Here is a 22,758-nt window from a genome sequence, read left to right as displayed (position 1 = left end):
GGTGTCATCCCGACGATTAACGTGGTTATACTTGTAAACTATATTTTTTATTTTTGGTTTACAATACCCATGTTCACCCAAAGCGACATTGAGTTTGACCGTCAGCATATTTGGCATCCTTACACTTCAATGCTGGATCCGTTGCCCTGTTATCCGGTGGTGGCGGCGCAAGGTTATCAACTGCAACTGGCGGATGGCCGCCAACTCGTGGATGGCATGTCGTCGTGGTGGGCCGCCATTCACGGCTATAACCATCCTCGCTTGAATCAGGCGCTGCAGCAGCAAATGTCGCAAATGTCGCATGTCATGTTTGGTGGCATTACACACCCTTCAGCCGTTGCGTTATGCCGCAAACTGGTAGAGATGACGCCCGCCGCGCTGGAGTGTGTGTTCCTTGCCGATTCCGGTTCAGTTGCCGTTGAAGTGTCGATGAAAATGGCGCTGCAATACTGGCTGGGCCGTGGTGAAACGCGGCAAACATTTTTGACGTTGAAGCGCGGTTATCACGGCGATACGTCTGCTGCGATGTCGGTCTGCGATCCCGATAACTCCATGCACAGTTTGTGGCGCGGTTATCTTCCTGAGCATCTCTTCGCTGCCGCTCCGGCTTGTGGCTTTGATGACATCTGGGATGAGCGTGACTTTGATGATTTTTCCCGCCTGATGGAACAACATCATCACCAGTTAGCCGCTGTCATTCTTGAACCTATCGTGCAGGGCGCAGGGGGGATGCGCTTCTATCATCCACGCTATTTGCAACGCGTGCGGGAATGTTGCGATCGCTATGGCGTGTTGCTGATAGCGGATGAAATCGCGACCGGCTTTGGTCGTACCGGTAAACTTTTTGCCTGTGAACATGCCGGGATTGCGCCAGATATCTTGTGTGTTGGCAAAGCGCTGACCGGCGGCACCCTGACGCTGGCCGCAACGCTCACCACGCGGGAAGTGGCCGACACCATCAGCCGCAGCCCGGCGGGTTGCTTTATGCATGGGCCAACCTTTATGGGCAATCCGCTTGCCTGTGCGGTGGCGGTGGAAAGTTTGGCGCTTTTGCAGGAAGGCGATTGGCAAACGCAGGTGGCTACTATCGAACAGCAACTGCGTGAGCAACTGCTACCGCTGCGCGCTTCGCCGCAGGTTGCGGAGGTTCGTGTGTTGGGTGCCATTGGTGTGGTGGAGACGCATTCCCCTGTGAATATGGCCGCTTTGCAGCACTTTTTCGTTTCGCAAGGCGTGTGGATCCGTCCGTTTGGGCGCCTGATTTATCTAATGCCGCCTTACATCATTGCGCCAGCCGCGTTGAAAAAACTGGTTCAATCGATTGGCGCTGCGCTTGAGCATCCTCTGCATTTTAAGTCATAAAGCAGCCTACGCTCTGAAAGTGTTGCGCTTTTGGTTAAGATGAAGCGTGATTCCTCGACAACCAAAGGAGATGTAATGCGAGTATTTAGCCAGGATTTCAATGACGGCGACAAAATGCCAGAGAAGCATGTCTTCAATGGCATGGGTTATCAAGGCGAGAACGTGTCACCCCATCTCGCGTGGGAAGATGCGCCCGAAGGCACCAAAAGCTTCGTGGTGACCTGCTACGATCCTGATGCGCCAACCGGTTCTGGCTGGTGGCATTGGGGAGTAGCTAATATTCCTGCCAGCACAACTTCGCTGCCACAAGGCGCAGGTTCGGGTGTAGCAGCCTTACCGACGGGTGCCATTCAAACGCGTACCGATTTCGGCCAGGCAGGTTACGGTGGCGCAGCACCGCCGCAGGGCGAAAGTCATCGTTATATTTTCAGCGTACATGCTTTGGACGTGGACAAGCTCGAGGTCGATGAAGGGGCGAGCGGTGCCATGGTCGGCTTTAATGTGCATTTTCATGCGCTGGCTAGCGCAACCATTACAGTGATCTATTCGTAAGGCGTTGTCAGGCTGACAGTTAAAGCAATAAAGCGGGATGAGACTTGCAGGCAAATGTGATGCAGGATTTCATCCCGCTTTTTTCGTTTATCAAAGGTGTCAGAGAAGATGACCAGGCCCTGTTGACGCCTGAAAACATGACTTAAAAAAAGCCCGCTTTGAAAGCGGGCTTTATCAATCAATTAAGCATCAAGCTGATGAATCACAACCCACATTGGGCCTTGGCCTACAGCATAACGACTTAACGGTTTCAGCAAACCCTGTGGTTCGGTAATGCTGTAAATTTCGATATGGTGAGATTTCTGTCCTGCCGCGACCAAATACTTGCCGCTGTTATCGATATTAAAACCGCGTGGTTGCGTTTCAGTCGGTTGGAAGCCTTCAACCGCCAGGATTGCACCATCTTCACTCACGCTAAATATCGCCAGCGTGCTGCTGGTGCGATCGCAGGCATAAAGGTATTTGCCGTTAGGGGTTAAATGAATATCTGCAGCCCAGCGCGTACCATTGAAGCCTGGCGGCATCAAATCGACAGTTTGCACGCGGGCGACTTCACCGTGTGCATTATTCAGCGCCCAGACATCGACTGTGCTATCCAACTCGTTGACACAATAGGCGTAATTGCCATTGGGATGGAACACCATATGACGTGGACCTGCGCCTTCCACCGTAGTGACTTGCGCCTGCTTACGTGGCGTTAGCTGACCTTCTTCACCCAGTTCAAACAGGCAAATGCGATCCTGTTTCAGCGCAGGAACAAACAGCGTTTGGTTGGCATTATCGATATTGGCGGAGTGGCAACCGGCCAGGCCGTTAATCACCTGGGAAGGTGCCTGAGGAATGCCCTCTGCATTAATGGGGCTAACGCTAACGCATTCGTCATTGTACGAGCCGCAAAACAGGAAATTGCCTGCGCGATCGGTTGAAATATGCGTTGGGCTACCCGGCAAAGGTGCCTGGCCCGCTTCGGTCAACGTACCGTCAGCCGCAATGCGGAAGGCTAAAACGCGGAAATTAGGCCGTACGCCAACATAGAGAAAATCTTTTTTTGGACTCACCACCATTGGCTGAACCTGACCGGCGACATCCGTCACCTGAAGCAGAGTCAATACGCCCTCTTCATTTAACTGCCAGACGTGAATCTGCTGACTCTCGGGACTGGCGGTATAGACAACTTGTTTCATGTATTCTCCTTTTACGCTGCCTGCTAATCTTCAGTGGGTCACTTTAGCGCGTTTTCCCCCCCTACGCTGGAATCATTTGTGCCTTGTTTTTTGTCTCCGGGCCGCCAGCAATGTAGACTTGACGCCTCGCTAATGCATACAGACGGAAGGATTAATGAGCTATCGTGTAATCGCCCTCGACCTCGACGGCACGCTGTTAACGCCAGCAAAAACCATTCTGCCGCAGTCCATCGAAGCGCTAAAACGTGCCCGTGAAGCAGGCGTTAAAGTCGCCATCGTTACGGGTCGTCATCATTGTGCTATTCATCCTTTCTATCAGGCGCTGGAACTGGATACGCCCGCCATCTGCTGTAACGGCACTTACCTTTATGATTATCAGGCGAAAAAAGTGTTAGCCGCCGACCCGATGGATAAACAGCAGGCGCTGCGTGTTATTGACATGCTAGATGAGCAAAAGATTCACGGTTTGCTGTATGTGGATGATGCGATGTTGTACCAAACGCCCACTGGCCACGTTACTCGCACCCTAAACTGGGCCGAATCGTTGCCGCCGCATCAGCGTCCACTGTTTAAACACGTACCCGATTTGGCACAAGCGGCACGCGAAGCTGAATCAATCTGGAAATTCGCCTTGTCGCACGAAGACACCGTTGCACTGGAACTGTTTGCAGAGAAAGTAGAAGCGGAATTAGGTCTGGCTTGTGAGTGGTCATGGCACGATCAGGTCGATATTGCCCGTGGCGGCAATAGCAAAGGCAAGCGTCTGGCGCAATGGGTTGAGTCGCTGGGTCTGAGCATGAGTGAGGTGATCGCGTTTGGCGATAACTATAACGATCTCAGCATGCTGGAAACGGTTGGCTTGGGCGTAGCGATGGGCAACGCCGATGAAGCAATTAAAATCCGGGCGAAGAAGGTGATCGGCACCAATCTCGAAACGGGCATTGCCGACACCATCTACCAGGAAGTGCTGTAATCAGGGCGTCACTGAGACGCTTTTAATCTGGGCATACAACCATTGTTCTGGCCGGATGCCCAGCTCATCTCGCGCCCAAGGCGAGATGCGCGCCCACAGTTCGCTGATACCGATGCGCAGCTTCACTTCTATCTGATCGCCAACTTCAATTAACTCCACCACCTGCGCCGGCAATATATTGCGGATGGAGGTGTTGTGCGGCGGTTGCAGCGCCAGTGAAACGTCAGCTGATGCGATACGGATACGCAGCGGCGTTTTTACCGGCTGGTTCACCCGGCTAACCCAGATGTGTTGATCGCCCAATGACAACGCCGTCATGGGGTAATCGGGATGCTGCTCCAGTACCTGTACGCGCAAAACGCTGGTGAGTTCATTCATTGGCAGCCACGGCCGCATCGCGCTGCTGCTCCAGACGCGCTCTAGCGTGCCAAACGCTTTAACCTTTCCACTGTCCAGCACCAGGACGTTATCGGCTAATTGCAAAATCTCTTCAAGGCTGTGCGACACATACAGCAGCGGGATCTCAACCTGCTTCGCCAGCTTTTGCAAATAAGGCATCAGCTCGCGCTTACGCGGCAGATCCAGCGACGCCAGCGGCTCATCCATCAGCAAAATGTCGGGCGCACTCAGCAACGCTCGGCCAACCGCCACTCGCTGCTTTTCGCCACCAGAAAGCGACAGAGGGAAACGTGTTAACAGCGTTTCCAACCCGAGCAGCGACACCAGCGGGTCAAAATGTGCTTTCATTTTTGATGACATGCCATATTGCAGATTGCCCCGCACCCGGTAATGCGGAAACAGGCGAGCATCCTGAAATACGTAGCCAATGCGGCGTTTTTCAGGCGGCAAAGCGATCTGTTTTTCTGTATCGAACAAGACGCGATTATTGAGGTGAATATAACCGCGCTGTGGCTGGGTTAATCCACCAATGGCGTTGATCAGCGAGGTTTTGCCCGCGCCTGACACACCAAAAATCGCGGTAATACCTTTGGCCGGAATCTGCGCGTTGACCTCAAGCAGATGATCGCCCAGCTGCTGAGAAAAATTAAGTGACAGCATTAAGCCCCCATGCGCTTACGGCCCCAGCGGGCTAGCCATTCCGACATCAACAACGACGCCAGCGCCAAGACAATGGCAATCACGCATAATCGTGCTGCTGCGCCTTCTGCGCCGGGCGTTTCAATCAGGGTATACATCGCCAACGGAATGGTGCGTGTTTCGCCGGGAATATTTGAAACGAAGGTGATGGTTGCGCCAAATTCGCCGAGCGAACGCGCAAAGGCCAGCACGGTGCCGACAATAATACCGGGCAAGGTCAGCGGTAAGGTGATGGTAAAAAATACCCGCCAGCGCCCGGCGCCCAGCGTGCGTGCTGCTTGCTCCAGTCGGATATCGACCGATTCCAGCGCCAGACGAATCGCCCGCACCATCAGCGGAAAGGCGATCACAGCGGACGCCAGCGCGGCTCCTCGCCAGCTAAAGGCGAAGCTAAAACCAAACCAGTCATAGAGTTTTTCACCGATAAAACCGCGGCGGCCCAAACCAATCAACAACAGATAACCGACCACAACCGGCGGCAGCACCAGCGGCAGGTGAATCAGACTATCAAGCAGGGTTTTGCCTGGAAACCGGCAACGTACCAGAATCCAGGCCATCAAGATGCCAAATGGCAGGCTGCAGAGCACGGCAATGCCAGAAACTTTTAGGCTGAGCATCACCGCCTGCCATTCGAGATCGCTAAGTATCATGTCTTCGGTGTGAATCCGTAATGTTTAAACACGGTAGCCGCTTCCGGCCCTTTTAAATAATCATAAAAATCATTTACGGCCTTGCCGTCGTGATCCTTAACGATCGCCATTGGATATTCTACTGCTTTATGGCTCGACTCAGGGAAAGTCCCCACGACCTGCACTTTGTTGCTAGCGACAGCGTCGGAACCGTAGACGATGCCGTACGGCGTTTCGTTTCGTTCAACCAGCGCCAGCGCAGCACGCACGTTGTTAGATCGGGCCAAAACAGGTGACAGCGATTCCCAGGCACCCAATTTTTGCAGGGCTTCTTTAGCGTAAATACCCGCTGGAACATGATCGGGATCGCCCACCGCTAAACGCTCGCCCTTTAGCAAACTTTTCCAGTCTGTTTGCGCATTGATGGTGACAGCTTTCGCTGAGGCGCTTCGCGGTGCCACCAGCACCAAATCGTTGCCTAACAACGTGAAGCGGGTGGTGTCGATCATGCTTTTTTTCGCGACTGCATCATCCATCCATTGCTGATCGGCGGAAATAAACAGATCGGCGGGTGCGCCCTGCTCAATCTGGCGCGCCAGCGTTGAGGAGGATGCAAAAGATGACACCACTTCAACCCCACTTTTTTTCTGATACTGCGTGGCAATATCTTGCAACGCATTGGTCAGCGAGGCGGCGGCAAACACCGTGATTTTTTCTGCCGCCACGGCCTGTCCAGCAACCGATGCACTTAAAACAGCAGCCATACCCCATTGGGTGAGTGAAACAGACATTTTTATTCTCCAGTGATTCGTTGTATAGGCGATAATACAACGCCAGTTCTCGGAGTGTCATGAAATTATCGGCAGGAAACAGAGAAGGTTGAGGATGAGTAAGAAACAACAACGCCCGCAGCGTTGGCGGGCGTTGTGGGGATTAATTGTGCGAGCGGGATGAAGACTTTTCGCGATGACCAAATTTTGAGATGACGTTAAACACTTCACCCAGGCCATAAATCAGACCCAACATCAAGGCCATCACGATTGGCACCATTATCACCGCCACGGCGAGGCTTTTTAGCAATTCCAACATGGAGAGTCTCACTTTGCGATCAAAAAAGAGATTGTAACGGTTCAGGAAAAGATTGCGCAGCCCTTTTCGTGCTTTTACTTTACGAGCGAAACGCCGCTATCATCGCTGAATTGCTTACGTTATCTTTCCCCGGAGCTGCCATGCAAGCCGAACTTTCCCTTCATATACGATTACAGCAGAAACTTTTTGCCGATCCGCGTCGCATTGAACTGTTAAAACGGGTTCAGCAAACCGGCTCGATCAGCCAGGGCGCTAAGCTGGCGGGCATCAGCTACAAAAGCGCCTGGGATGCGATCAATGAAATGAATCAGCTGGCGGATGAGACGCTGGTTGAGCGCGCAACGGGCGGTAAAGGCGGCGGTGGCGCCAGCCTGACGCGTTACGGCGAGCGACTGATCCAGCTGTTTCAGTTAATGGAGCAAATTCAGCAGAAAGCCTTCGACGCGTTGCAGCAAGATTCGCTGCCGCTCGACAGTTTACTGGCGGCAATTGCGCGCTTTTCACTGCAAACCAGCGCGCGTAATCAGCTGTTTGGCAAGGTCATCGCCAACGATGCTCAGCAGGTCGTACAGCATCTGACTGTTTTATTAGCCGATGGCAAAACTCAGCTCAGCGTGGCGTTAACCCAACGCAGCGCACAACGCTTACAGCTTGCAGAAGGCAAAGAGGTTTTATTGCTGATCAAAGCGCCATGGATTCGGGTTAATCACCAGCCTGGCGAAGAGGATAATCAGCTGGTCGCGCAGATTAGCGCGATCGAACCGGGCGAGCAGGTCAGCGAAATTTTAATGACGTTAGCCAGCGGTGAAACCTTGTGCGCCACCTTACCGAATGCTGAAGTGCAGCAGCAAAACTTCCAACCAGGCGATCCGGTTACCGCCAGTTTCAACGCCGAGCACGCCATCGTGGCGACGTTACTTTAGTTAATTGCTACCGCGTTTTAAGGGCGTGATTTGACTTCATCGCAGCCAGTGGTTACAACTCAGTAACTCGATGCATAAAATGGAACAGATCATGGCTTCATTGCAAATTTCGCAAGGCACGTTTCGTCTTAGCGACACCCGAATTCTGACCCTGAATGATGTGCACCTTCACAGCGGTGAAAGCTGGGCCTTTGTCGGTGCTAACGGCAGCGGCAAGTCATCTCTGGCGCGCGCGCTTTCCGGTGAACTCTCTCCGCTAAAAGGGACGTTCAGCACGACTTATCAACGCCCGACGCGTCTGTCGCTGGAGCAACTTCAGAAGCTGGTTTCTGATGAATGGCTGCGTAATAACACCGATCTGCTCAGCGAAGGTGAAGACGATACCGGCCGCACTGCGGCTGAAATTATTCAGGATGAAGTCAACGATGCCGCGCGTTGTGCGCATCTGGCAGAGCAATTCGGCATTAGTTATCTGCTGTCACGCCGTTTTAAATATCTCTCAACGGGCGAAACGCGAAAAACATTGCTGTGTCAGGCACTGATGAAGCAGCCTGATCTGTTAATTCTGGATGAACCGTTTGACGGGCTGGATGTGGCGTCTCGCGCCAGCCTGACCAAAACGCTGCAAAGCTTGCAGCAGCCGGGCTTCACGTTGGTGCTGGTGCTTAATCGCTTCGACGATATTCCTGATTATGTCCAGCAGATTGGCGTGTTGGCGGAATGCACGCTGACCCATGTGGGCGCGCGTGAAACTATTCTGGCTGAAGCGCTGGTGGCGCAGCTGGCACACAGCGAGCAGCTACAAGGCATGGCGCTACCGGAAGCGGACGCGCCCGATCAGCTGCCGCCGCTGGCCGATGATGCGCCGCGAGTAGTTTTGCGTAACGGCGTCGTATCCTATAACGATCAGCCAGTGATTAACGGGTTGAACTGGCAAGTTGAATCAGGCGAACACTGGCAGATTGTGGGGCCAAACGGTGCAGGTAAATCAACGTTACTGAGCCTGGTGACCGGCGATCATCCGCAAGGCTACAGCAATGATTTAACGCTGTTTGGCATGCGTCGCGGCAGCGGAGAAACCATTTGGGATATCAAACAGCACATTGGCTACGTCAGTAGCAGCCTGCATTTGGATTATCGCGTTAGCGTGAACGTGCGAACCGTGATTTTGTCTGGCTTTTTTGATTCGATTGGCTTGTATCAAGCGGTATCGGATCGCCAGATGGCGCTGGCTCGCCAATGGCTGGCGCTGCTGGGCATGGATAATGCCCTTGGCGATGCGCCTTTCCACAGTTTGTCGTGGGGCCAGCAGCGTTTAGTGTTGATTGCACGCGCCTTAGTGAAGCACCCCACGCTGCTGATTCTCGATGAGCCGCTGCAAGGACTGGACCCTATCAATCGTCAGCTGGTACGCCGCTTTGTCGATGTGCTGATTGGCGAGGGACGAACCCAGTTGCTGTTCGTTTCGCATCACGCAGAGGATGCGCCGCACTGCATCACCCACCGCTTAAGCTTTGTGGCTCGTGAAGGCGGCTACGATTATGTGCAGGAAACGCTGCGCTAACTTTGCCTCCATCGCTTGCATCCGTTTCAGTAAACGCCGCATTGTCGGCGTTTTTTTCACCTCATGATGTAACCGCTACCATTTATGTTGCGCTTTTAAGGTGATTAGCTTCGAACAAAGCCACAAAATGAGAATAGTCAGCTTGTGTAAACGATACCATTTATTCAGACTTGATCACGCTTTCGCCCGTGCCAATGTGCTACTTTTTAACGATGCCTTACCGGCTTTTGACGCTTACCAGGATTAAACATGGAAAAATTCAACCCGGTCGATCATCCACATCGCCGTTATAATCCACTGATTGATCAGTGGATTCTGGTTTCTCCCCATCGTGCTAAACGCCCGTGGCAGGGTGCGCAAGAAACACCTGCTACCAATACTTTACCGGCGCACGATCCCGACTGCTTTCTTTGCGCTGGCAATACGCGCATTACCGGCGATAAGAATCCCGATTACACCGGCACTTACGTCTTCACTAACGATTTTGCTGCATTGATGACTGACACACCGGATGCGCCCGCCAGCGACGATATTCTGATGCGTTGTGAAAGCGCGCGCGGCACCAGCCGGGTGATCTGCTTTTCTCCCGATCACAGCAAAACGCTGCCGGAAATGTCACTCAACGCGCTTGAAATCGTGGTGCGCACCTGGCAAGAACAAACGGCCGATCTCGGACAACATTATCCGTGGGTGCAGGTGTTCGAAAACAAAGGCGCGGCAATGGGCTGCTCTAATCCTCATCCGCATGGTCAGGTTTGGGCCAACAGCTTTCTGCCTAATGAAGCGCAGCGTGAAGATGATAATCAACGCGACTATTTCGCTAAAAACGGCTCGCCAATGCTGGTTGATTACACCGCCCGTGAACAGAAAGATGGCAGCCGCACTGTGGTAGAAACCGAGCACTGGCTGGCCGTTGTTCCCTGGTGGGCGGCATGGCCTTTCGAAACGCTGCTGTTGCCTAAAGCACACATCAAGCGTTTGACCGATTTGACGGATGCCCAGCGCAAAGATTTGGCATTAGCGATAAAGCAGCTAACCAGCCGCTACGACAACCTGTTCCAGTGCTCTTTCCCCTATTCCATGGGCTGGCACGGCGCGCCATTCAACGGCGAAGCCAACGATCACTGGCAGCTGCACGCACACTTCTATCCACCGCTGCTGCGTTCAGCAACGGTACGTAAATTCATGGTCGGATATGAAATGCTGGCCGAGACCCAACGTGATCTAACCGCAGAACAGGCGGCTGAACGGCTGCGTTCTGTTAGCGATGTACACTTCCGCGAGGCACAACAATGAGTTTAAAAAACACCACGCATCAGGTTTTCTCTGACAGTTTCGGCTATGCGCCAACGCACACCATTCAAGCGCCAGGCCGCGTAAACTTGATCGGCGAGCATACCGATTACAATGACGGTTTTGTGCTGCCCTGCGCCATCGATTATCAAACAGTTATTGCCTGCGCCAAGCGTGACGATCGCCAGGTACGCGTCATTGCTGTGGATTACGACAATGCGCAAGACACCTTCTCACTGGATGAGCCGATTGTTAGCGTGCAAGAACCGATGTGGGCCAACTACGTGCGCGGCGTGATAAAGCATCTGCAAAAACGTCACGCGGATTTTGGCGGCGTGGATATGGTGATCAGCGGCAATGTGCCGCAGGGTGCAGGCCTCAGCTCCTCCGCATCACTGGAAGTGGCGGTGGGCACTGTGCTGCAACAACTTTATGCGCTGCCGCTGGATGGTGCTGCTATTGCAGTGAATGGCCAGGAAGCGGAAAACCAGTTCGTAGGCTGCAACTGCGGCATTATGGATCAGCTGATTTCCGCGCTAGGCCAGAAAGATCACGCCATGTTGCTGGATTGCCGCACGCTCGGCACGCGCCCGGTTTCCATGCCGGAAGATATCGCCGTGGTGATCATCAACTCCAACTTCCGCCGCAGCCTGGTGGGAAGCGAATACAACACGCGTCGTGAACAGTGTGAAACCGGCGCGCGCTTCTTTGAGAAGCAGGCGCTGCGTGATGTTGAGTTAGCGCAATTCGACGCAGCCGAATCAAAACTGGATCCGCAAGTGGCCAAACGCGTGCGCCACGTGCTGACGGAAAATGCCCGTACGCTGGAAGCCGCCGATGCGTTGACGCAGGGCGACCTGAAACGCATGGGTGAGCTGATGGCTGAATCACATGCTTCGATGCGTGACGATTTTGAAATCACCGTGCCGCCTATCGATGCGCTGGTTGAGATCGTAAAAGCAGAAATCGGCGAACGTGGCGGCGTACGTATGACCGGCGGCGGCTTTGGTGGCTGCATCGTGGCGTTGATGCCATTGGATTTAGTCGATCAAGTCAAAGCCGCAGTAGCGGAGCAGTACGAAGCAAAAACCGGTATCAAAGAGACGTTCTACGTCTGTAAAGCGTCTGAAGGAGCGGGCCAATGCTAAGTGATGTGCAATCTCACGCACCTGATGGTCAGCCATGGCGTATTACCGTGCTGCGTAATGCCAACGGCATGATCGCAACTTTTATGGATTGGGGCGCAACCTGGCTTTCCGCACGTGTGCCAATGCAGGATGGCTGCGTGCGTGAAACGCTGCTCGGCTGCGCTACGCCGTCCGACTATTTGCATCAGGATGCTTATCTGGGTGCCACGGTTGGCCGTTATGCTAACCGCATCGCCCACGCCAGACTGACAACGCTTGATCGCCAACTGCAGGCAAATCAAGGTGAACACCAGTTGCATGGCGGCCCGGAAGGGTTTGATAAACGCCGCTGGCAGATTGTCAGTCAATCCGACAGCGAAGTGCACTATCGTATCGATTCACCTGATGGCGATCAGGGCTATCCGGGCAATTTGATTGCCGATGTACGTTTTCAGCTCGACGACGATAACTGTGTGTCGATCCGCTATGAAGCCCGTTGCGATCAGGCTTGTCCGGTTAACCTGACCAACCACGCTTACTTTAATCTTGACGCGCATCATGGCGATGCGCGTCAGCATCGCTTACAACTGCACGCCGACCGTTACTTGCCGGTCGACAGCGCGGGTATTCCCAATGCGCCGCTGAAAGCAGTAGCAGGCACCAGCTTCGATTTTCGTCAGGCTAAAACCGTGTCGCAGGACTTCCTCGCCGACGACGATCAAAAGGCGGTTAAAGGGTATGACCATGCGTTTCTGCTCAACAGCGCTGGCGACGCCAATCAGCCTGCCGCAACGTTGTGGTCGGCAGATGGCAAGCTGGAGCTTAGCGTGACCACGTCCGCGCCGGCACTGCAGCTGTACTCCGGCAACTATCTTGAGGGTACGCGCGCGCGCGAACAAGGAAGCTATACTGCTTTCCAGGGTATTGCGCTGGAGAGCGAATTTTTGCCTGACTCGCCCAATCATCCTGAATGGCCGCAAGCCGATTGCTGGCTGCAACCGGGCGATCGCTGGGAATCGATAACGCGTTATCGCTTCACGCCGCGCTGAGTTGCCGGATGAAAAACGCGCAACGCGTAATGCTCGGGCTTACGCGTTGCGCTGTTTTCCGTTATGGTATGGCGCTATCAATGCGCCGCTCGTCGGGCTGGCAGCAGCAGGTTTCCATTATCATAGAAACATTAAGTATTAAGGAGTTAAGCTATGGCCGTAACTAAGCTGGTTCTGGTGCGACACGGCGAAAGCCAGTGGAACAACGAAAACCGCTTTACCGGATGGTACGACGTGGATCTTTCTGACAAAGGTCGCACTGAAGCCAAAGCAGCCGGTCAGCTGCTGAAGAAAGAAGGTTTCGTCTTTGATTTTGCTTATACCTCTGTGCTGAAACGCGCTATCCACACGCTGTGGAATGTTCTTGATGAACTGGATCAAGCCTGGCTGCCTGTTGAAAAATCCTGGCGCCTGAACGAGCGTCACTACGGTGCACTGCAAGGTCTGGATAAAGCGGAAACCGCCGCTAAATATGGCGACGAGCAAGTTAAACAGTGGCGTCGTGGCTTCGCGGTAACCCCGCCAGAGCTGGATCGTAGCGATGAGCGTTTCCCAGGGCACGATCCACGTTACGCATCATTGACTGCTGAGCAGCTGCCAACCACCGAAAGCCTGGCGCTGACCATTGATCGTGTGATCCCTTATTGGAATGAAAGCATTCTGCCGCGCATCAAAAGCGGTGAGAAAGTGATCGTTGCTGCACACGGTAACTCACTGCGTGCACTGGTGAAGTATCTCGACAATCTGAGTGAAGACGAGATTCTGGAACTGAACATCCCAACTGGCGTGCCGTTGGTGTATGAGTTCGATGAAAACTTTAAACCACTGAAACGTTACTATCTGGGCGATGCCGACGAAATCGCTGCGAAAGCAGCCGCCGTGGCAAACCAAGGTAAAGCGAAGTAAGCTGAGGCTGAAACGCAAAAAGGCCAGACGCGAGTCTGGCCTTTTTTATTGCCTGCGGAAAATTAACCGCGACGCTGTTTTACCGCCGCCGCTAACTGGCGCAACACTTTATCGGTGTCGTCCCAACCAATGCAGGCATCCGTCACGCTTTTGCCGTACACCAGCGGCTCACCGCTTTCCAGATTTTGATTCCCTTCCACCAGATGACTTTCAATCATTACGCCGACAATACCCTGCTCGCCCGCGATAATTTGCTGTGATACATCATCCGCCACCAGCATCTGCTTTTGATACTGCTTGCTGCTGTTAGCATGGCTGAAATCGATCATCACCTGTTGAGGCAAACCGGCTTTTTCCAGGCCTGACTTAACTGCGCTAACGTGATGTGCGCTGTAGTTAGGCTCTTTGCCGCCACGCAGAATGATGTGGCAGTCAGCGTTGCCGCTGGTTTCCACAATCGCAGAATGACCATATTTGGTCACCGACAGGAAACAGTGCGGCGAACCGGCGGCGTTAATGGCATCAATCGCCACTTTGATGGTGCCATCGGTGCCGTTTTTGAAACCAACCGGGCAAGATAATCCCGACGCCAGTTCACGGTGAACCTGAGATTCGGTAGTGCGCGCGCCAATTGCGCCCCAGCTCATCAGGTCAGCAACGTATTGCGGAGTGATCATATCTAAAAATTCACCCGCTGCTGGTAAACCGCTGTCGTTAATATCCAGCAGCAGCTTACGCGCCATGCGTAATCCATCATTTAACTGGAAGCTGCCGTCCATATAGGGATCGTTAATCAATCCCTTCCAGCCCACCGTCGTGCGCGGCTTTTCAAAATAGACGCGCATCACAATTTCCAGCTCGCCTTTCAGCTCTTCACGCAGGGTCAACAAGCGTGACGCATACTCTTTGGCCGCTTCGGTATCATGAATAGAGCAAGGGCCAATCACCACCAGCAGGCGATCATCCTGACTTTGCAGGATCTGATGAATCGCCTGACGCGCCTGCGAAACGGTTCTCGCCGCGTTATCTGTGGCCGGGAATTTTTCAAGCAGCGCAACAGGGGGTAACAGCTCTTTAATCTCTTTGATGCGTAAATCATCGTTCTGGTAATTCATACATATTCCATATTATTTCAGGCCCAGCGCGCGCCGGGCACAACCCGAACAATGTAGCCCGTTGTGCTGGGGCTGTAAATTACCGTTCAGGTTAAAATGTGCGCGTGAAATTTGCATTTATCAGGCCATCAACTAAGCTTTTTACTTGTAAGCACTGAGGAACTGGCTGCTTACAAAATTAATATTTGCTAATAAGCCAAACGGTGAAACTTTATTTCGCCCGAGAGACTTTTACTCCAAATCTGCAGCAGAAGATTTGAGACAAGCAACTGTCATTAATTAACAGGAGCATAATGATGAATAAGTTTGCAATTATCTTTTTGACGGCAGCAATGACACTGGGCAGCGGCGCGGCAATGGCGGCGAGTAGCAATAACGGTACAGCGAACCAGGCCGCTGATGCAGGCGCAGCAGCAGGTGGCGCAAATGAAAATCTGCCACCTAACAAAGTTGATAACAGCAAAATCAACAACTCTGGCGTCAATACCAATTCTGCCGCTTCTGGCAGCAGCACCAGCAGCAGCGGTATGTCTGCTAATGATATTGACCAGAACAGCCAGTGCAAAGATGGCAAATGCCCGAACATCAATAAAAAAGTCCAGACTAAAGAAGGTGGTGGTGACGTAAACACCAAAACCGACGGGACTTCGCAGTAATTCATTGTTAAAGGAGAGCATTCGCTCTCCTTTATATTATCCCTTCTGTTCTTCCGCTATGCTGAGCCTGTGAAATTAACAGGGACATTTTCATGGCTTCTTTGCTACTCATTGACGATCATCCATTAGTTGAAGTGGCGTTGGAAGCTGCGCTCACCAAAGCCCCTTTTCCCATTCGCTTGTTTTCAGCCAGCAGCGAGAAAAATGCGCGTCCTTTTTTACAGCAACCGCTCGATATTATCGTCCTGGATATCGGTTTACCCGATGACGATGGGCTGGAAATACTACGTCGCTTGAAAGTACATCTGCCGAATTGTCCGGTATTGATCTATTCCGGCCAGCAAACCAGCCATTATGTGCGCCGTGCTCAAACACTGGGTGCTGCAGGCTATGTTGTGAAGAGTCAGCGCATGGAGCAGTTGCTTAGCGCCATTCTGGCGATATTGGGCGGACAGTCGGCTTTTCCAGCTACCTGTGATGCGCCAGAGTTGCCGCTTACTACCAAAGAACGTCAGGTTCTCGCCTTGCTTGCCAGCGGCCTCTCTAATTTGCAAATCGCCGAACAACTCCATATCAGCAACAAAACCGTAAGTACCCATAAAAAGAATATCCTGGAAAAAACCGGCACGCGTTCAGTGGTCGAATTGGCTGATTTATGGAAGGCGCAGCAGTGAAATACTGGCTGTTCACTCTCCTGCTGATTACGACGTTCACGCAGGCCAATTTACGTCCGGTGAGCAGCGTCAATTTGCCGATGATGATGCCGGTTAAAGCCGCTGAAACCATGCAGGGCAAGATGCTTCGTGTAGGGATTCTTGAGGATAACAATGCACCCTGGACGATGCGGGTGGGCAACGATCTTTACGGCATTGATGCCGATTACCTTGCTGCGCTGCGTCAGCTTACCGGTGCGCAATTCACCCTGACTCAGTTCGCAACGCAGGCCGCCTTGTTACAGGCGCTACAACAGGAAAAAATCGATTTCGCGCTGGGCATGTTAACTCCGCCGCTGCCCTCTGGCACCTTAAGCAGTGATAACTGGTTCAGCAGTCCGCTGCGTATTTATCGCAATCAGCAGAATCAGCGCGCCGTGATGTTCAACAGTCAAAACGCCCAGTTAGCCATCAGCGAATCAACGCTGGCGCAGTTACCTGAAACATTGGCTGCACGTCACCAATGGCGAACCTACAGCAGCGATCTGCAGGCGCTGTATACGTTGTTCAATCAGCAAAATGATTATGTGGTAGCAGATGAAACCAGCGCTGGTTTTCTGCTGAGTCAGCTACAGCAAGGGCAGATTTATCAAATCGCCTCAGGCATCGAAGCCGGTCAACTCAACCTTCGCGCCTTTGCTCGCGATCCGGCGATGGTGAATTGGCTCAACCAAAGTTTGCGTCAGCTACCGGCTGAATTAATGAGTTCATTGCAAAATCGCTGGAGCACGCCGCTGCCACGTTATCAGGATACGCAAACGCTGATGCTTAGCGCGGCGGAGCGCAGTTGGATACACGCACATCCGGTCATTTATTATGCTGCCGAACGGGATAACTATCCGTGGAGCTACCGCGACAGCAACGGCACCGCGCGGGGTTACGGTATCGATCTGTTAAAAGCGGTGGCGCAAAGTACGGGTCTGCGCTTTGAACCGCGCTGGGTTACTAATCCGCAACAGGCTGCCGCTTTGATGACTCAGCAGCAGGCGATGCTGCAATTGATGCAGCCGTTAAACGGTGAAGCGATGCAAAGCGCCAGCCTGCCGGTTTGGCGCGCGTTATGGGGAATTTATACCCTCCGCGATGCTGCCCCAGCCCACTGGAGCGATCTGCGTGGTAAGCGAATAGGGATTTTACAAGATGATTTAGCGTCTCAACTGCTCCCTGCTGACATGCAGGCGCAGACGTTTGCCGATCGCGCCAGTTTGTATGATGCGCTCTCTGCCGGGCAAACAGATGCCATTGTTGATAATGTGCTGTCGGCACGCTGGCGTATTGCCAGTCGCGATGACAGCAAGATTCACCTTGCCTTTGCCGCCAGCGATATCGCCTGGCCGATTGCGTTAGGTGTTACGCCGAATCAGGGGGTTTTGCGCGCCCTGCTTGATCGCGCGTTGCAGCAAATTCCCGCCGATACGCAAAGCCAGATGCGTGACAGATGGTCAACACCACCACAGCCGGGTAGTGTCATGGCGATGCGTTCCTTGCCGCTGATGGTACTCGTCGGCGCGGGTGTGGCGATTATCGTTTTACTGCTGTTGCTGGTGCGCCGTTACTGGCAACAGCGCCGCGATCGTCAGCAGCGTGAGCAGGCTGAGCACGCCAATGCCATGAAGAGCCAGTTCCTGGCGACCGTTAGCCATGAATTACGCACGCCGATGCAGGCGATTCTTGGTTTGCTAGAACTAGAAAAGCAGCAGCATCCTAATCCTAATCTCCGGTTACTGCATAGCAGTGCCCAATCGCTAATGACCCTGCTAAATGATTTGCAGGATCACGCGCGCATTGAAAGCAACAGCTTTAGCCTTGCTCCGCGTCCGCTGGTGTTGGCGCAATGGCTAACGCAGCAGCAGCACTATTATCATCCACTGATGCACCGGGATGGCCCGACCTTAACGTTTAACGCGCTCACCCCTTTGCCGCCGGCTGTATTGATCGATGCCGATCGTTTGCAGCAGGTGGTGAATAACCTGATGACCAATGCGCTGAAATTCACCCGCCACGGCGAAATTTGCCTGACGCTGGCCGCCAACGATGCGCTTATTTTCACCGTCAGCGATAGCGGCAGCGGCATTCCACTGCAAGAGCAGCAAAAGTTATTTGATCCTTGGTATCAGGCGCCGTCCGGCAAATCAGTATCGGTTCAGGGCAGCGGCTTAGGGTTATTTATCTGCCGTGAAATCGTGCTGCGCATGGGCGGTGAGATCAGCGTTAATTCAGAACCTGGCGTGGGAACCCAGGTCATTGTCACGCTGCCTTTGATCCTGTGTGATGCTCCTGAAATCAGTGATGAAGATGCGTTGCCGCTTTATCCTCATTTGCGCGTCGCTATCGTGGACGATCATCCTGCCAACCTGATGGTTATGCAGCAGCAGCTGGCCCGCTTTGCTATCCAGGCGGACTGCTTTGAGCAAGGCCGCGCCTTGCTGTTAGCTGATGCCCAGCAGCCTTATGATTTACTGTTTATTGACCAAATGATGCCGCGTCCAAATGGCATGCAGTTGCTTCGCCTGCTACGCCGACGTGACCGCCAGCGCAAACGTCAGCCGTTGCGTGTCCTTTGTTCAGCTGATGCACAAATGCTGAATGTCATGCTACAGGATAATGAAAGTGTGCTGATCAAACCGGTTCAACTGCAAGATATCGCCGCACTCCTTCAAACCTTGCAAAACGATCCGCTCACGGCTGTTGATGAAAACTTGTGGCAGTTGGCGCAACAGAATGAGAAATTTCTGACGCGCTTAAGTCACACATTACGTGACACGTTGACCACGGATCTGACGCAGTTAATAGCCGCACGGGAAGCCACTAATTGGTCGCTGTTGGCAGAAACCGCACATCGGATGAAAGGAAGCTGGCTGTTAATGGGTTTAAGCGAAGGCGCAGCGCTGAGCCAGCAGTTGGCCGAAAAAGCAAAACAGCACCAGGACGTGTCTGAGGAGTGGGATTTGCTGATATCATTAACCAACAGGTTACTGAAAAAACTGGATTCTTATGGCTCACACGCACTCACATAGCGGGCAAGACAGCAATCGCAAACGCCTCGCTGCGGCCTTTGCTGTTACAACCGTCTTCATGTTCGCCGAGGTGATTGGCGGATGGATGTCTGGCTCGCTGGCGCTGCTGGCGGATGCCGGCCACATGTTAACCGATGCCGCCGCACTGTTGATGGCACTGCTGGCAGTTCAGTTCGCTCGACGCAAACCCAACGCGCGCCACACGTTTGGCTTGCTACGACTTACAACGTTGGCAGCTTTCGTCAATGCTATTGCGCTGCTGGTGATCACGGCATTAATTGTTTGGGAAGCGATACGCCGCTTTTATCAACCGCAGCCAGTAACCGGCGGCCTGATGCTGGGGATTGCTATTGCTGGGCTCTTCGCCAACCTGCTGTCGTTTTGGTTGCTGCATCATGGTAGTGAAGAGAAAAATTTAAATGTGCGAGCGGCAGCGCTGCACGTGATGGGTGATTTGCTGGGTTCGGTAGGCGCAATTGTCGCGGCAGTCATTATTATGCTGACCGGCTGGATGCCCATCGACCCGATATTATCCCTGCTGGTGTCACTGCTGGTATTGCGCAGCGCATGGGCGTTGCTGCGGGAAAGTTTGCATGAACTGTTAGAAGGTGCGCCGAGTTCAGTAGACACCAACAAGCTTGCGCGCGACCTGACGTTGAACATTGCCGAAGTACGCAATGTTCATCACGTTCATTTGTGGCAGGTTGGCGAAAAACCGGTATTAACGCTGCACGTGCAGGTGATTCCACCTTACGATCATGATGCGCTGCTGCAACGTATTCATCATTATTTGCACCAGCACTACCAGATTGCCCACGCGACGGTACAAATGGAATATCAGCCGTGCGCCGGTCATGATTGTGACCTCGGGCTTAGCAGCCCTTCAGCTGCCGAGCACCATCATCATCATGGTGAACACGCCCACCCTCACTGATTGGACAACGCGCGTGAGCCCTGCTCACGCGCGCTTTTGATCCACATCCGCGAACCGTTCAAAGCAATCAGCGTCAAAATCATATACTCCAGCGACATGGCGTAGACGCCCTGACGAGCGAAAATCATCACGCTGATAACGTTGATGATGACCCACAACAGCCAGTTTTCAACGTATTTACGCGTCATTAAAATCATCGCCACGATCGACAGTACCATCATGCAGGAATCCCAAAACGGGAAAGCATCCGGCTGCAATTCAAGCATGACCACCGCCACGCCTAACCCATTCATCAAGCTCACCGCTGCATGCGTCAACACGGCGAATACCGGGTTGATATACAGCGTCATCAAGCCAATGGCGATAACGCAGACCGCTCCCCAAAGCAGCGCTTTGTTCAACGGCAGCCAGCGAATTTTAAGCGCGGCCTGATTATCCGACGTTTGTCGGCTCCAGGCATACCAGCCGTAAACGTTAGCAACGAAGAAAAACAGCTGCAACAGCAGGCTCGCATAGAGTTGGATTTGAAAAAAGATCACCGCAAACAGCGTGACGTTGATCAGTCCAAAAGGATAATTGATGATTTTTTCCAGGCTGGCGAACCAAATACACAGCAAGCCCGCCAGCGTGCCGATAGCTTCGATCCATGAAAGATCGTAGCCACCTGCGCCCAAAGGAATATGAACCAGAATATTTTGTGTGCTTAAGAAATCCATAGCGGGCACCTGTGAAAGAGACGCATCAGGCGTTTCCTTTCACTTTAAGTTTGAGTTCCGCTGCAAAGGATAGCATGCGATTCAACGGCAGCAATGCCGCTTCTCGTAATCCAGCATCAACATGGATTTCATGGGTTTTCCCACCAAATTCCAGGCTTTCTGCTATGGCTTTGAGGCCGTTCATCGCCATCCACGGACAGTGCGCACAGCTGCGGCAGGTTGCGCCCTCACCTGCAGTCGGCGCTTCCAGCAGCTCTTTATCCGGCACAGCTTGCTGCATCTTGTAAAAAATACCGCGATCGGTTGCGACAATCATTTGTGGATGCGGCAGGCTTTTCGCCGCCTGAATCAGCTGGCTGGTCGAGCCAACGGCATCAGCCAAATCAACAATGGCCTGAGGTGATTCGGGATGAACCAAAACCGCTGCATCAGGATAGAGCGCTTTCATGCGCTGCAGCGCCTGGGTTTTGAATTCGTCATGCACGATACAAGCACCTTGCCAGCACAGCACATCAGCACCCGACTTTTGTGTGACATAGCGGCCCAAATGACGATCGGGTGCCCAAATGATTTTCTCACCCAAGCTATCAAGGTGTTCAATCAGTTCTACCGCAATGCTTGAGGTAACAACCCAGTCAGCGCGCGCTTTTACTGCCGCCGAAGTATTGGCGTATACCACAACAGTCCGGTCAGGATGCGCATCGCAGAAAGCATTGAACTCCTCAATGGGGCAACCCAGATCCAGCGAACATTCCGCCTCTAAAGTGGGCATTAAGACGGTTTTTTCCGGGCTAAGGATCTTTGCTGTTTCACCCATAAAACGCACACCCGCTACCAGCAGCGTGGTGGCTGAATGATTACTGCCGAAACGGGCCATTTCAAGTGAATCGGAAACACAACCGCCGGTCTCTTCAGCCAGCGCCTGGATTTCAGGATCGGTATAGTAATGCGCCACCATCACCGCATTGCGGGCCTTGAGTAACGTTTTGATTTTTTCGCGATAGAAAGATTTTTCATCATCGCTTAAACGGGCAGGTTTGGGCGGGAATGGGTAAATGGCGCTCTCAGGATCGAACATTACACTCATGACACAGCTCTCGTTTTATGAAATTAACGATAATCGCCTTTTAAGACGACTAATGGCGCTCATTCCGCCCTCGTGTTTTATATGCTAAACACGATAGCGGAAAAGCCCCTGAGTGTCGTGCTTTTTGTGTTCATGTTTTTAACAATGCGAGACGCTACGCGCTTGCCGGAGTTTCAAGTTGCAACAGGAATGCTTTAACATCGAGCCCGCCCGCAAAACCGGTTAGCTTGCCGTTTGCGCCAATGACCCGGTGACATGGCGCGATAATAGAAATGGGATTTTTACCGTTTGCTGCACCCACGGCACGCATAGCGGCGGGATGGCCGATTTGCTCGGCAATCTGACGATAGCTGCGCGTTTCACCAAACGGAATCGCCACCAGCGCCTGCCACACTTTCTTTTGAAACTCTGTGCCAGTGAAATCGAGTGCTAACGTGAAGCGTTGGCGCGTGCCGGCAAAATATTCCAGCAACTGAGTTTGCGCTTCACACAACATGGGATGGTGATCGTTGCGTTCCAGCGGCGCCAGGCGTACGCGTTTAGGATCGTCGTTTTGCCATAATATAGCCGCCAGCCCATGATCGCTGGCAACCAGCTTGAGTTCGCCAACCGGCGTTACAACAGATTTGTAGTAGTACATGGTTTTTCTCCCGCAAATGTTATGCCATGCATTATCGCACTTTTGTCTCAGCAAACTGGCTGTTTTCGGCCATCACGATAAACTGTTGTGCTGTCCGAAAACAGCCAGTTTGCTACAGGATTGCGGAAGTA

General features: G+C 52.9%; 22 protein-coding genes. 13 read left to right on the top strand and 9 right to left on the bottom strand.

Annotated elements, in window-relative coordinates:
- Positions 1-69 precede the first annotated feature (69 nt).
- Complete coding sequence (gene bioA, locus ACF2G4_RS01825) at positions 70-1,362, top strand: adenosylmethionine--8-amino-7-oxononanoate transaminase (protein ID WP_409075416.1); 1,293 nt, start codon at positions 70-72, stop codon at positions 1,360-1,362.
- A 75-nt stretch (positions 1,363-1,437) separates the two neighbouring features.
- Complete coding sequence (locus ACF2G4_RS01820) at positions 1,438-1,914, top strand: kinase inhibitor (RefSeq protein WP_215847293.1); 477 nt, start codon at positions 1,438-1,440, stop codon at positions 1,912-1,914.
- 182 nt (positions 1,915-2,096) lie between these two features.
- Here the strand turns inward: ACF2G4_RS01820 and pgl are convergent, their stop codons facing one another.
- Entirely contained in the window at positions 2,097-3,098 is a 1,002-nt protein-coding gene (gene pgl / locus ACF2G4_RS01815; RefSeq protein WP_243078309.1) for a 6-phosphogluconolactonase, read from the bottom strand.
- A 154-nt stretch (positions 3,099-3,252) separates the two neighbouring features.
- Here pgl and ACF2G4_RS01810 point away from each other — a divergent pair, with 154 nt between their 5' ends.
- A complete protein-coding gene (locus ACF2G4_RS01810) occupies positions 3,253-4,071 on the top strand; it encodes a pyridoxal phosphatase (protein WP_409075415.1) in 819 nt (272 codons plus the stop codon).
- On the opposite strand, the gene modC is transcribed toward ACF2G4_RS01810, so the two are convergent.
- The 4 genes from modC to ACF2G4_RS01790 form a co-directional block, all read right to left on the bottom strand.
- Positions 4,072-5,130 (bottom strand): molybdenum ABC transporter ATP-binding protein ModC, encoded by a 1,059-nt coding sequence (gene modC, locus ACF2G4_RS01805; protein WP_409075414.1) that lies wholly within the window; start codon positions 5,128-5,130, stop codon positions 4,072-4,074.
- On the bottom strand, positions 5,130-5,819 hold the full coding sequence (gene modB, locus ACF2G4_RS01800) for a molybdate ABC transporter permease subunit (protein WP_409075413.1): 690 nt from the start codon (positions 5,817-5,819) through the stop codon (positions 5,130-5,132). The genes modC and modB overlap by 1 nt, the downstream gene beginning before the upstream one ends.
- Positions 5,816-6,589, bottom strand: a complete 774-nt coding sequence (gene modA, locus ACF2G4_RS01795; protein WP_409075412.1) for a molybdate ABC transporter substrate-binding protein — start codon at positions 6,587-6,589, stop codon at positions 5,816-5,818. The genes modB and modA overlap by 4 nt, the downstream gene beginning before the upstream one ends.
- A 142-nt stretch (positions 6,590-6,731) precedes the next feature.
- Entirely contained in the window at positions 6,732-6,887 is a 156-nt protein-coding gene (locus ACF2G4_RS01790; protein ID WP_215847297.1) for an AcrZ family multidrug efflux pump-associated protein, read from the bottom strand.
- A gap of 140 nt (positions 6,888-7,027) precedes the next feature.
- Here ACF2G4_RS01790 and modE point away from each other — a divergent pair, with 140 nt between their 5' ends.
- The 6 genes from modE to gpmA all read left to right on the top strand — a co-directional run bounded on the left by modE (position 7,028) and on the right by gpmA (position 13,749).
- Entirely contained in the window at positions 7,028-7,810 is a 783-nt protein-coding gene (modE, locus tag ACF2G4_RS01785) for a molybdenum-dependent transcriptional regulator (RefSeq protein ID WP_243078313.1), read from the top strand.
- 91 nt (positions 7,811-7,901) lie between these two features.
- Complete coding sequence (modF, locus tag ACF2G4_RS01780) at positions 7,902-9,374, top strand: molybdate ABC transporter ATP-binding protein ModF (protein WP_243078314.1); 1,473 nt, start codon at positions 7,902-7,904, stop codon at positions 9,372-9,374.
- A gap of 249 nt (positions 9,375-9,623) precedes the next feature.
- Positions 9,624-10,670, top strand: coding sequence for a galactose-1-phosphate uridylyltransferase (galT, locus tag ACF2G4_RS01775; RefSeq protein WP_409075411.1), 1,047 nt, complete (start codon positions 9,624-9,626; stop codon positions 10,668-10,670).
- Positions 10,667-11,815: a galactokinase gene (gene galK, locus ACF2G4_RS01770; protein ID WP_332627369.1), complete on the top strand. Its 1,149-nt coding sequence runs from the start codon at positions 10,667-10,669 to the stop codon at positions 11,813-11,815. The genes galT and galK overlap by 4 nt, the downstream gene beginning before the upstream one ends.
- Positions 11,809-12,843 carry a galactose-1-epimerase gene (galM, locus tag ACF2G4_RS01765; protein WP_409075410.1) on the top strand — a complete coding sequence of 345 codons (1,035 nt, stop codon included), beginning with the start codon at positions 11,809-11,811 and terminating at the stop codon, positions 12,841-12,843. The genes galK and galM overlap by 7 nt, the downstream gene beginning before the upstream one ends.
- Before the next feature lie 153 nt (positions 12,844-12,996).
- The gene (gpmA, locus tag ACF2G4_RS01760) at positions 12,997-13,749 is read left to right on the top strand and encodes a 2,3-diphosphoglycerate-dependent phosphoglycerate mutase (RefSeq protein WP_215847303.1); all 753 of its coding nucleotides are present in this window, start codon (positions 12,997-12,999) and stop codon (positions 13,747-13,749) included.
- A 62-nt stretch (positions 13,750-13,811) separates the two neighbouring features.
- Here the strand turns inward: gpmA and aroG are convergent, their stop codons facing one another.
- Entirely contained in the window at positions 13,812-14,864 is a 1,053-nt protein-coding gene (gene aroG / locus ACF2G4_RS01755) for a 3-deoxy-7-phosphoheptulonate synthase AroG (RefSeq protein ID WP_243078318.1), read from the bottom strand.
- 293 nt (positions 14,865-15,157) lie between these two features.
- Between aroG and ACF2G4_RS01750 the strand changes: the two genes are divergently transcribed.
- The 4 genes from ACF2G4_RS01750 to zitB all read left to right on the top strand — a co-directional run bounded on the left by ACF2G4_RS01750 (position 15,158) and on the right by zitB (position 20,184).
- Positions 15,158-15,520 carry a YbgS-like family protein gene (locus ACF2G4_RS01750; protein WP_215847305.1) on the top strand — a complete coding sequence of 121 codons (363 nt, stop codon included), beginning with the start codon at positions 15,158-15,160 and terminating at the stop codon, positions 15,518-15,520.
- A 92-nt stretch (positions 15,521-15,612) separates the two neighbouring features.
- Entirely contained in the window at positions 15,613-16,194 is a 582-nt protein-coding gene (locus ACF2G4_RS01745) for a response regulator (RefSeq protein WP_409075409.1), read from the top strand.
- Complete coding sequence (locus ACF2G4_RS01740; protein ID WP_409075408.1) at positions 16,176-19,250, top strand: ATP-binding protein; 3,075 nt, start codon at positions 16,176-16,178, stop codon at positions 19,248-19,250. The genes ACF2G4_RS01745 and ACF2G4_RS01740 overlap by 19 nt, the downstream gene beginning before the upstream one ends.
- Positions 19,228-20,184 carry a CDF family zinc transporter ZitB gene (zitB, locus tag ACF2G4_RS01735; protein ID WP_409075407.1) on the top strand — a complete coding sequence of 319 codons (957 nt, stop codon included), beginning with the start codon at positions 19,228-19,230 and terminating at the stop codon, positions 20,182-20,184. The genes ACF2G4_RS01740 and zitB overlap by 23 nt, the downstream gene beginning before the upstream one ends.
- On the opposite strand, the gene pnuC is transcribed toward zitB, so the two are convergent.
- The 3 genes from pnuC to ACF2G4_RS01720 all read right to left on the bottom strand — a co-directional run bounded on the left by pnuC (position 20,178) and on the right by ACF2G4_RS01720 (position 22,627).
- Positions 20,178-20,900: a nicotinamide riboside transporter PnuC gene (gene pnuC / locus ACF2G4_RS01730; protein ID WP_409075406.1), complete on the bottom strand. Its 723-nt coding sequence runs from the start codon at positions 20,898-20,900 to the stop codon at positions 20,178-20,180. The two genes, zitB and pnuC, sit on opposite strands and share 7 nt — an antisense overlap.
- Before the next feature lie 25 nt (positions 20,901-20,925).
- Positions 20,926-21,987, bottom strand: a complete 1,062-nt coding sequence (nadA, locus tag ACF2G4_RS01725; protein ID WP_215847309.1) for a quinolinate synthase NadA — start codon at positions 21,985-21,987, stop codon at positions 20,926-20,928.
- A gap of 154 nt (positions 21,988-22,141) precedes the next feature.
- Positions 22,142-22,627, bottom strand: a complete 486-nt coding sequence (locus tag ACF2G4_RS01720) for a methylated-DNA--[protein]-cysteine S-methyltransferase (RefSeq protein ID WP_409075405.1) — start codon at positions 22,625-22,627, stop codon at positions 22,142-22,144.
- Positions 22,628-22,758 lie beyond the last annotated feature (131 nt).

The sequence above is a fragment of the Pantoea phytostimulans genome (genome assembly GCF_046118715.1).
Classification (GTDB): Bacteria; Pseudomonadota; Gammaproteobacteria; order Enterobacterales; family Enterobacteriaceae; genus Pantoea; species Pantoea phytostimulans.
The sequence above is the reverse complement of the archived record's forward strand: the minus strand, read 5'-3'. Positions and strand labels throughout refer to the sequence as shown.

What these genes read in the sequence shown, in the direction of transcription:
- bioA (WP_409075416.1), top strand. Translation starts at nt 70, where the DNA reads ATGTTCACCCAAAGCGACATTGAGTTTGACCGTCAGCATATTTGGCAT.
- ACF2G4_RS01820 (WP_215847293.1), top strand. Translation starts at nt 1,438, where the DNA reads ATGCGAGTATTTAGCCAGGATTTCAATGACGGCGACAAAATGCCAGAG.
- pgl (WP_243078309.1), bottom strand. Translation starts at nt 3,098, where the DNA reads ATGAAACAAGTTGTCTATACCGCCAGTCCCGAGAGTCAGCAGATTCAC.
- ACF2G4_RS01810 (WP_409075415.1), top strand. Translation starts at nt 3,253, where the DNA reads ATGAGCTATCGTGTAATCGCCCTCGACCTCGACGGCACGCTGTTAACG.
- modC (WP_409075414.1), bottom strand. Translation starts at nt 5,130, where the DNA reads ATGCTGTCACTTAATTTTTCTCAGCAGCTGGGCGATCATCTGCTTGAG.
- modB (WP_409075413.1), bottom strand. Translation starts at nt 5,819, where the DNA reads ATGATACTTAGCGATCTCGAATGGCAGGCGGTGATGCTCAGCCTAAAA.
- modA (WP_409075412.1), bottom strand. Translation starts at nt 6,589, where the DNA reads ATGTCTGTTTCACTCACCCAATGGGGTATGGCTGCTGTTTTAAGTGCA.
- ACF2G4_RS01790 (WP_215847297.1), bottom strand. Translation starts at nt 6,887, where the DNA reads ATGTTGGAATTGCTAAAAAGCCTCGCCGTGGCGGTGATAATGGTGCCA.
- modE (WP_243078313.1), top strand. Translation starts at nt 7,028, where the DNA reads ATGCAAGCCGAACTTTCCCTTCATATACGATTACAGCAGAAACTTTTT.
- modF (WP_243078314.1), top strand. Translation starts at nt 7,902, where the DNA reads ATGGCTTCATTGCAAATTTCGCAAGGCACGTTTCGTCTTAGCGACACC.
- galT (WP_409075411.1), top strand. Translation starts at nt 9,624, where the DNA reads ATGGAAAAATTCAACCCGGTCGATCATCCACATCGCCGTTATAATCCA.
- galK (WP_332627369.1), top strand. Translation starts at nt 10,667, where the DNA reads ATGAGTTTAAAAAACACCACGCATCAGGTTTTCTCTGACAGTTTCGGC.
- galM (WP_409075410.1), top strand. Translation starts at nt 11,809, where the DNA reads ATGCTAAGTGATGTGCAATCTCACGCACCTGATGGTCAGCCATGGCGT.
- gpmA (WP_215847303.1), top strand. Translation starts at nt 12,997, where the DNA reads ATGGCCGTAACTAAGCTGGTTCTGGTGCGACACGGCGAAAGCCAGTGG.
- aroG (WP_243078318.1), bottom strand. Translation starts at nt 14,864, where the DNA reads ATGAATTACCAGAACGATGATTTACGCATCAAAGAGATTAAAGAGCTG.
- ACF2G4_RS01750 (WP_215847305.1), top strand. Translation starts at nt 15,158, where the DNA reads ATGATGAATAAGTTTGCAATTATCTTTTTGACGGCAGCAATGACACTG.
- ACF2G4_RS01745 (WP_409075409.1), top strand. Translation starts at nt 15,613, where the DNA reads ATGGCTTCTTTGCTACTCATTGACGATCATCCATTAGTTGAAGTGGCG.
- ACF2G4_RS01740 (WP_409075408.1), top strand. Translation starts at nt 16,176, where the DNA reads ATGGAAGGCGCAGCAGTGAAATACTGGCTGTTCACTCTCCTGCTGATT.
- zitB (WP_409075407.1), top strand. Translation starts at nt 19,228, where the DNA reads ATGGCTCACACGCACTCACATAGCGGGCAAGACAGCAATCGCAAACGC.
- pnuC (WP_409075406.1), bottom strand. Translation starts at nt 20,900, where the DNA reads ATGGATTTCTTAAGCACACAAAATATTCTGGTTCATATTCCTTTGGGC.
- nadA (WP_215847309.1), bottom strand. Translation starts at nt 21,987, where the DNA reads ATGAGTGTAATGTTCGATCCTGAGAGCGCCATTTACCCATTCCCGCCC.
- ACF2G4_RS01720 (WP_409075405.1), bottom strand. Translation starts at nt 22,627, where the DNA reads ATGTACTACTACAAATCTGTTGTAACGCCGGTTGGCGAACTCAAGCTG.